Source organism: Methylobacterium sp. WL18, from assembly GCF_008040015.1.
GTDB classification, from domain to species: Bacteria; Pseudomonadota; Alphaproteobacteria; order Rhizobiales; family Beijerinckiaceae; genus Methylobacterium; species Methylobacterium mesophilicum.
On sequence record NZ_VRVD01001038.1, the window covers coordinates 1 to 1,034 of the forward strand.

General features: G+C 68.4%; 2 protein-coding genes. Both read right to left on the bottom strand.

The features are described from left to right. Positions 1-320: 320 nt before the first annotated feature. Positions 321-476: a DUF2934 domain-containing protein gene (locus tag FV228_RS30710; RefSeq protein WP_147857856.1), complete on the bottom strand. Its 156-nt coding sequence runs from the start codon at positions 474-476 to the stop codon at positions 321-323. Positions 477-583: 107 nt separating this feature from the next. Next, positions 584-754, bottom strand: coding sequence for a DUF3606 domain-containing protein (locus FV228_RS30715; RefSeq protein ID WP_147857855.1), 171 nt, complete (start codon positions 752-754; stop codon positions 584-586). Positions 755-1,034 lie beyond the last annotated feature (280 nt).

The following is a 1,034-nucleotide window of genomic DNA, read 5'->3' on the forward strand; positions in this document are numbered from 1 at the left end:
GCCTCGGCGGCGGCCATGGCCGCGCCGCCGAGGCCGAGTTCGGCGAAGGCCCGGCGGGTTACGGCGCTCACGCGCAGCTCCGGGCATCGCTCTGGGTCCGACGCCCTGGAACAGCGAGACACTTCGTCCGCGAAGCACGGCAAGGCCGGTCTGGCAGATTACCCGGGTCCATTTCCGTCCCCTCGACATCGCCGGTCGCCGCTGAGGGCCGTCGCGGCGACCTGTCGCAAAGCCTGCGCCATCTGGCAAAGCCACGCCAGCCGTCGAAGGGCTCAGGACGACGGCGGATCGGTCCGCGGAGGCACCGGTGCCGCCTCGGCCTACTTGCGACTGCGTTCCTTGCGCAGTTCCCGCTCCGCCAGCAGCCAGAACTCGATCTCGAAGCCTTCCGGCCGGTGGTTGCGCTCCCACAACTCGTAGGCGCGCTCCCGGATCTGCTCGAACGGGATCGCGTCCGGCGCAGATTTGTCCTCGATCCGTGAGGGGGGTGGCCGCGGCCCGCTCTCCGGGACCGCCGGCTCCGGGGCAGCGGGTTCCGGAATAGACCGTGCGTCGCGACCGGATTCGGACGAGTCGCCCTTCATCACGAGGCCGGCTTGTCGAGATAGGCGGCGACGCTGGTGATCCGGCTCCCCACCATGGTCACGGCTTTGCGCAGCCGCTCCTCGCTGACACCGAAGCGCTGAGCCCATTCTTCGCGCATGACCCGGTCGAAGATGTCGATATGCGTCTTGCCTCTGAATTCGGTGGACATGGTTCGCACGCTCTGGATTGCCGCCCAGCCGCGCAGGGCCGAGCCATCTGGAGAGACAACCGGACTCCGCGGGATCGGTTGCCAGGCCTCGTCCGATCGGCGGCGGCCTGTGGATGGCGGAACGCGCGGTCGTCAGAGGCCGCTGGAACGCCGCGCTCCATCCCGGCCGGCCTCGGCCGGGCGGTCGGGCCACACCGCCACCCCCGCGCCTCTCTCATATAAACATCAGACCCAGCCCACCAACTACTAAGTGAAAAACAAGGTGGTAGCCCTATCAATA

Excerpts from the sequence above, each read along its gene's own strand:
- FV228_RS30715 (WP_147857855.1), bottom strand. The coding sequence starts at position 754 with ATGTCCACCGAATTCAGAGGCAAGACGCATATCGACATCTTCGACCGG.